Genomic DNA, 7437 nt, shown 5'->3' with positions numbered 1-7437 from the left:
AACCCTGAGCTTCAACCTGCTGAAGCCCTCGCTCACCACCGAAGCCCACATCTGATCGGCTTCGCTTCGAGTGACCCCGAAGCGGTCCAGTTCGGTCATTCGTTGGGTGTCATTGAATGTCTGATCTCGCTGCGGAACGGACCTTCGCCGTGTCGCGGTCACGTTGCCGGAACCGATGCGCGCAACCGCCGAAATACGCAGCTCGGACTAGGCAGAGGCGCTGAGGTACTTCAGCGAAAACAGCGGCACAGCGATGGAACCGGCCACTCTCCGCCACGCAAGTGGTCCCCAGAGGGGTGAAAGCGAACATCGCGCAGAAGGGGCCTTCGGGCCCCTTCGCCCTTCTCGACCACCGCCTGCTGTATCGAATTCGACATCACTACCCTATCGAATTCAATGGCGTCGCAACACTTGCATCGCGTATCAGATATCTCTAAAACCATCGCTATTGGCAGGTTACGCGGAGGGTGATATCTAGACGAGATGATGATCGCCTTCCTCGACACCGAATTCACAAACTTCGCTCGCCCCGAGCTCCTAAGCCTCGGCCTCGTCACAATCGACGGCTGCGAGCACTACGTTGAGCTCGACCTCAGCACCGAAGCCGGCCAGACCAGGCGCAAGGCCGCATCGGACTTCGTGCATGACGAGGTCTTCGACCAGTGGGGACGCATACCCGGCGCGAAGGCCACAGAGTGGGAAATGGGCCGCCGAACTGGCGAGTGGCTGCTGCAGCTCGCTGAACAGTCAGGTACTCGCGTCGAGGTAGCGTTTGATTACCAGACTGACTTTGAGTTGCTGTCAGACTCAATTCGCGAGTCCGGACTCGAACTTTGGAATCGAGTCCGAGAGGTCGTCATGCCGGTCAACGTCGGACCTTTGACTGGAAGCCCCGAAGGTGAGCTCGCCGCCGAGCAATGTTTCCGCGAGCTCAGCCGCCGCGGGCTGCGGCGGCACCATGCGCTGACCGATGCCGGCGCTTTGCGATCTTCATACATTGCGGTCAAGGCCGTGGCTTTGCAGATGGCCCGAGCCGGTCAGGATCGAACCTGACCATGACCAAGATTCACCTGCGGCGCAAGCGCCGAGCTTTGCTTCGGGAATGGCTGCGCGCTATTGATTGAAAACTTTGACAACGCAAACCGACTGATGGCTTCGATCAATCAATTGAGCTTTCCAAGCGCGGAGTGGTCATGGGCAGTAGACGCACTCGTCGATGGCGTCCATGAGCTCATCTCGCCTTCTGGCGAGCTCAATCAGCAAACGCCATCGCTGAGCCTGGCTGAGATCCGAGCGATGGCAGAGCGCATTCGAAAGTTGGAAGCCGACGATGAAGGCGCAGGCGCAGGCTAGGAGACATGCCATTCCAAGGGGCGCGCTTGTTCATCTTTCTAGATTTCGACGGCGTCTTTCATCCAGTCAATGCCCGACCCTAGCAGCGCTGGACCAGCATGCTAGACGACCCCGCCGTACTTGATGGAGACCAGCAAGTCGACCACGCGTTGCTCGCCGGCGGCGACGGTCTCCGCGTGCTCGAGCGGCGTGTGGTCCTGAAGCAGCGGATGCGGCCGATGCAGCCAGCCATCGGCCTCGGCTGCGGAAACGAAAACATCAACGGCCATTGCGCGCAGGCTCCGCGCTTGGGCGCCGGAATTGAGCCAATCCATCAGCCGAAGTTGAGCGGACTCGGTGGCCAGACCCTGCACCGGATCACAATCGATGACGACTTCACCAAGCTCTTTCAGCAGTTCAGGCTGGTCGTCGAGTACTCGGTACTGCAGTGGCTGCAGGTGCCGACGCAATGCCCATTCGGAGATCGACTGCCGCCGGTCTAGCCCTCGTTCCGTCGCACCGACAACCCGACCGGCGAGAGCGCCGAAAAGCTGCCGGAGCTCATCATCGGTGTGGGTCAAACGCCAGCTGCTGTGCACGACCAGCCCGACGTCCTGATGTTCAGCGAGGATCCTGGCCAGCAGGTCAAGGTGAACGAAAAGCCCGGCGTCCCGCAGTTCCTGCAGCGACACCTTGATGTTGTCGATCGCGAAATGGGCGTCCGCCGGGTGCAGCACGCCGTCGAAGTCGACAAATAGATATCGAGATGGCATCACGCTCCCTCATCCCAAGCCATCCACATGGCCGAAATATTCATCGTCAGCTCTCGCTGCGTAGCCGGATCCGAAAGGCCGCGCTCGCCGTTTCACAGTATGAGACGGCCGCGATGCTCTGCGGGCCAGCCTCGATCATCGTCATCGAGCGCAAGCCAATCTCGCGGCCGCCGGCGAGCCACGTCGTTGGCGATCTGGACGCCTCGAGGCAGCGACGCGAACTCCAGCTCCGCTCCTGGATTAGCGCCATTAGTACGACGATGAAAAGTGCCTCCAATGAACCGAACCTGAAGCTCAGCTGGCAGCCGCTTGATCGCGCGCGAGTACCCAGGCCGGCGGCACCAACTAGAGGAGAGCACCAACCGGACCTCAGGGTACGGCTGCAAGAGTTGCACCAAGATGTCAGCCCACTCGAAGAGTGTCCGACCTGGCGCTTTGGCCTGGTCGACGTATATGCCGCGGCGATTCTGGTAGACAGCTTCGTGATGCACGACGCCATCGAAATCCAGGTATAGAACCAACTCGCCGCTTTTGAGACTCATCGAACGCGGTCCTTAAATAGCGAGCGCAGGCCCCGCCGGACTCGGCGGCTGTATCTGCGATCACCGCGCCAGCCCTGCGGAGTTGGCGTGATTTCGATGCTGCCGCGGACCACCTGGAACCAAACTCGCTGGCCGAGCCTCCAGGGCGAGAAGCCATCAGGCACGACAACCTCTTGAGTACCGTCCTGGCGGCGCTTCAGCTTGGTCGAAATCAACTGCCGACGGCGCTCCCTCATGTCGGCCTCCGCAGTGCGGCCAGGATGTCGTCGACGTGGCTCAAGTTCAGCCCGACGCCAGGCTGGCAAAGCACCACGCGACCGTACAGCACCTCGCCTGGGTGGAAATGACGATGAAACAGAAGTGGTCCTCCGCTGTACTTGTCGTCGAGTGCGACGAACGGCTCGCCACTGTGGAACGCCTCGATCCAGGCTTCGAGGTCCATTTGTCTGTCGCCGGTGAAGGCAGCCTTGTAGCACCTCCAGGCCGCGCCAGGATGCAAGCCATCGGCCACGAAGGCAAAGCCGGTCATCCGCAGGACCCACTCGATTTGCTCGCGAGTGAAGTGCTCACGCCAGCTGCTGCTGATTGCAAAGCGAATGCGGCCATCAAGTTGATCGTGGACATGCCGCAACGCCTCCAGCGACGCAGGCGAGAAGAGCGCTCCGAGAAAATCAGGGTCTGGCACCAGACCGTCGGCAAAAGACTTGTGAAGCTGCGCAGCCGCATGCGGCTGGCCAACGCACATGACCTCGTCGATGTCTAACAGTATCGTTGCCCACCGTTCCTCCTTCGGTAGCGCAAGCCACTGGTCTCGACGTGCAGCCGCAGCCGCTTTTTCAGCACTGGCGGCCTCGAGCTCGACTTGGCGAAATCTGGCGATGGACGCGACGATCTCAGCCTCCTCGGCCTCGGTGACGGCAGGGTATCGCCTCTCGCCTGGCAAGACGCCACACATAGAGCGCTGAGCGCGGGACATAGGAGTTCCATTGGTTTTCTGAAACCTCCGGCGCTGAGGCTCCTCCAGTTGCTGGCGTCGAAGCTTTTGGAGTGCCAACGACAAGCGCGCTCGATCAAGTCCTGTCGCCGGATCGCACAAAACCAAGTTGTCCTTCATGTGAGCGGGGTTGAACAAATTCATTTGGTCATCCAGTGCCACCCACGCTGTGTAGTCGTGGCCGTTGTCGACCAACCATGCCTGGCACTCACCCGACCGTTCGAACTCGATGCCGAGCACCCTGGACATCAGCGGCGTCACGCCGATCACACGATTCTTCAGCTCGGGCTCGAAATGGAACAGCATCTCCTTGAGGTCCTCGATGCTGTGGATCTCTCGCCAGGACGAAGAGATAACCAACTGAATGGCTGGCTGCTCGCGCAACCAGGCGGCCAACGTCTCGGAGTGCTCAAGAAGCCGATCAACGCTGGCGCCGACTGGGTGCAGCACGCCATCAAAATCTAAGAAGACGATCATCTGTTTTCGATTTCCAAGACCAGGGCAGGATCGAACTTCTTGAATTCCTGACCGTGATACGAATGCCAGTAACCGGCAGGGTTGGCAACTACTCGGCAGCCACACACCTTGTAGTCAAACGAGTCATGCACGTGGCCATGCAGCCAAACGTCTGCATGACGCAGGAGATCGGTCAAGTCGCTGGCGAATGCGCCGTTGATGCGACTTTCGGCGTGCCGAGGGTGGATGCTGAGTCGATGAGGCCCATGGTGACTAATGACCACCGTCTTGCCTGGCCAGGGCTTTGCAAGCTCAGCCTCGAGCCAACTGCGAGAGGCCAGATGGTCCATCAAAGTGTCCGAAGTGCTGAGCAGTTGTTGGTCTCGCGTCCTGATCTGGAAGTAGTCGTTCAAGCTGACGCCAACCTCGCGCATCGAGTCAGCTTGAGATCTCCCAGGCACTCTGAAATCCGTCCAGAGCGTCGAGCCAAGAAATCGCACTTCGCCGACTACTACCACGTCGTTGTCGAGGAACGTGACGTTGGTTCCGGCCGCTGCCTCGCGCAGTTCGGCGCGGGTGCGTTCCCAATTGCGGGCGTAGAACTCATGGTTGCCAGCCACGTACACCACCGGCACCGGCCAATCGGCAAAGGCTTCAATGGCCTTGGATCCATGATCGATGTCGCCGGCCAGTACCAGCAAGTCAGCGTCTGGCTCGGGCTCGATGATGCGAGCTGGCGATCTCGGGCGGTCGAATTCCAGATGCAAATCGGACGCGAGCTGGATCTTCATTTCGAGGTCCGCTTCCGCTCAGCCAGGTGCTGATGGCACAGCGTCGTGTACCAGCCGCCAGTGTTCCGCAGCTCAGCGGCGGCGCCGCACTCCTCGCAGACGGTTTCCGATGTTGCGCATGCCGCATTGACGAGCTCACGCACTCGCTTGACGACCAAGTCGTCGTCGGTCGCCTTTGATCCGCGGCCGACTAAATGCTGGCGGCCAGTTGGCGACACGAGGTCGAAATGAAGGTCTGTGCTCGCACCCTGGCGGTAGTAGAAACGCAGGCTGCCAAGCTTTTCCTTGATTTGCCTGACCTCGAGATCGACGCAGCCTTGGGGCCCGAGGACGGCCTCGATGTCGGTGCAGAGTTTGTCGAGTAGGCTGTACCAGCCCGCGGACACGTAGCTCGAGATTGCCGGTGCCTGACCTCGGAACAGCAGCGGGTGCGCATCGATGAGGCGCTGCAGGCCTGGATCGATTTGGTTGTAGCTGTCGGCCATGTCAATTTCTGTCGAATGCTCGGTGCAAAGCGTCCTGAATCGGCCGTTTGAATGCTTCTTCGTGCCTGGCCTACCGCACTGCTGGCATGTGATGTTCGACCGGCGTTCCGCAGCCGAGCGCATCGAAAGGAGCTCATCGAAGACATCACTGGCACCGTCGAACCTAAAGGCAACTGCTAGCGTGCCGTGGTCGTCGGCGATGCTGACAACGCAAAATTTTTCGATGTCCGCCTGATCTAGCCTTAGCCTGATGCTGACCAGCAGCTTGTTTGCGAGATCAAACCAACCAGGAGGCAGATCTCCCTCCGGTGTTTCGCCGCGGAAAACGGCCGGGTGCCTCTCAACAAGTCTGGCGAGTGCTGAGATCGTCATAGCCGATGTGCCCGGGCCTGGTCGAGCTCGCCAGGCCGAACGACCGACCAATGCCAGGTCGAGGTGTCCAGCAGACTCAGGCCACGCAAGCCCACGCCAAAGCTTTTGAAACCCTGCTCCGACCAGCGCGCTGAGCTGTCCAAGGCATCGTGATGGTGGCCGTGGATGGCGACCTTGACGCCCATTTGCTGGGCTAGGGTGTCGAGGATCTCGAAGCCGTTCGGGTGATAGCCCGGCGCCTCGTGCGTGATGAGGATGTCGGCTCGCAGATCGGCTAAGCGGTCGACCTCATTTGGGTAGATCGTGCCCCAATGTTTTCGGTGCGGCCCTGCTCCGCCCCACCGATCCTGGCGTGGCGTTGACTTGGCGTGCGCCTCGCGGCTACGGAATGCAGGCTCGCCGCCTCGAGCGGCCGCCGGCGATGGGTACCAAACGGACTCCCTGAATACACCGCCCAGTCCGCCCAGTCGAGTTCCGTCGGCGAGCTGGATCACGCGGCCGTGAAGGTTTTGCTCGGCGAGCTCGCTGCCCCAAACACGAACCCAGAGCTCGTCGCTGTCGGCGTCGTGGTTGCCATGGATCCAATAAACAGGCAGGCCGGAAGCGAGGAGTGGCTCGAGCTCGAAGTGGAGCGGCCTGGCCGGCTCCATGTCGCCGAGCAGGACGACAACGTCAGCTTGACGGGCTTCTAGCGGATTGATGTGGTCGAAGACGCCATGTGGATCTCCTGCAAAAAGTACTTTCATGCAGGGTAGATATCACCCCGATCGCAAGTTGCCAAGGTGCGATGGTTTTGGAGATATGCGATACGCGATGCGCGTTGTAGACCCATTACAGCCCGGTGCGGCCTGGCCCGTTGGCATTGACAAGGTGCCATTTCGCCACTCTAGATACCCAGCTTTTTCATTCTCTCCCCACGTTACAGGGACAAACCGCTGTCAAGTCCAAAGCGTTACAAGGGACAAGAATTCGGGGGTGGCGATGCTCGGATTTGGAGGGGTAAAAAGCCGCTTCGGAGATCCCAAAAGGCCCCAAGAAAGCACTATGAGGCCGGGCCAAAGGGCAAATTTCAGCACAAGAGTTGGATCCGACCGCTCCGGATCGTCGCCGGCGGGCCTGAGTTCATCCAGGAGGCCGCTCGCGACATCGCCTTGCGCATCAGTCGAACATCATTCGAACATCAACTGAACATCAACCGAGCATCAACTTGAGGCGTACCCACTTGATCGGGCCCCGTCGGTGGAGTTGAACATCAACTGAACATCAATCGAACATCTCGACCCCATTGGATTGGACAGTTGCCGACTTTTGTGTTTTCAAAAGCCCTAAAACCACCCTCAATCGCTAATTTTTACTCCCTACCCCGGGGTCTCGTCGTAAAAATTAGCGATTGGAGCCGCCGAAATAGCAAACAGGATACCCTCGCCTTGGCAAATGCCGACGGTCGTGTACTGCATCGGTGACCTGCTTCGCCGTCAGGTCCCAGCCTGAAGTCACCACCGGGCGACCGCGGACTGCTCTGCAGCGATAGCGGCCGGTCAGCACCGAGCAGTCTCGTTGCGCTTTGCCCGCCAGGGCAGAGCCCATCAAGCGGTCATTCGCGAGGGTCAGCGATCGACCCCACGCAGTCATTCCCGAAATTGAACTTTCTGACTGAAAGCAGACATCGCAGTAGCCCCGCGTGAGAGAGGC

General features: G+C 59.9%; 7 protein-coding genes. 1 reads left to right on the top strand and 6 read right to left on the bottom strand.

The window, feature by feature from the left end:
- Positions 1 to 483: 483 nt before the first annotated feature.
- Positions 484 to 1053, top strand: a complete 570-nt coding sequence (locus tag J7U46_RS23075) for a hypothetical protein (RefSeq protein ID WP_282829596.1) — start codon at positions 484 to 486, stop codon at positions 1051 to 1053.
- Between the two features lie 401 nt (positions 1054 to 1454).
- Here J7U46_RS23075 and J7U46_RS23070 read toward each other — a convergent pair whose 3' ends face one another.
- From J7U46_RS23070 to J7U46_RS23045, 6 genes are all read right to left on the bottom strand, one after another.
- The gene (locus J7U46_RS23070) at positions 1455 to 2105 is read right to left on the bottom strand and encodes an HAD domain-containing protein (protein ID WP_282829595.1); all 651 of its coding nucleotides are present in this window, start codon (positions 2103 to 2105) and stop codon (positions 1455 to 1457) included.
- A gap of 92 nt (positions 2106 to 2197) precedes the next feature.
- On the bottom strand, positions 2198 to 2647 hold the full coding sequence (locus J7U46_RS23065) for an HAD domain-containing protein (protein WP_282829594.1): 450 nt from the start codon (positions 2645 to 2647) through the stop codon (positions 2198 to 2200).
- 232 nt (positions 2648 to 2879) lie between these two features.
- Positions 2880 to 4118: an HAD domain-containing protein gene (locus J7U46_RS23060; protein WP_282829593.1), complete on the bottom strand. Its 1239-nt coding sequence runs from the start codon at positions 4116 to 4118 to the stop codon at positions 2880 to 2882.
- Entirely contained in the window at positions 4115 to 4888 is a 774-nt protein-coding gene (locus J7U46_RS23055) for a metallophosphoesterase (RefSeq protein ID WP_282829592.1), read from the bottom strand. The genes J7U46_RS23060 and J7U46_RS23055 overlap by 4 nt, the downstream gene beginning before the upstream one ends.
- Positions 4885 to 5745, bottom strand: a complete 861-nt coding sequence (locus tag J7U46_RS23050) for a hypothetical protein (protein WP_282829591.1) — start codon at positions 5743 to 5745, stop codon at positions 4885 to 4887. The genes J7U46_RS23055 and J7U46_RS23050 overlap by 4 nt, the downstream gene beginning before the upstream one ends.
- Positions 5742 to 6491: a metallophosphoesterase gene (locus tag J7U46_RS23045; RefSeq protein WP_282829589.1), complete on the bottom strand. Its 750-nt coding sequence runs from the start codon at positions 6489 to 6491 to the stop codon at positions 5742 to 5744. The genes J7U46_RS23050 and J7U46_RS23045 overlap by 4 nt, the downstream gene beginning before the upstream one ends.
- Positions 6492 to 7437 lie beyond the last annotated feature (946 nt).

This window comes from Pelomonas sp. V22, assembly GCF_030014915.1.
Lineage (GTDB): Bacteria > Pseudomonadota > Gammaproteobacteria > Burkholderiales > Burkholderiaceae_C > JAUASW01.
The sequence above is the reverse complement of the archived record's forward strand: the minus strand, read 5'-3'. Positions and strand labels throughout refer to the sequence as shown.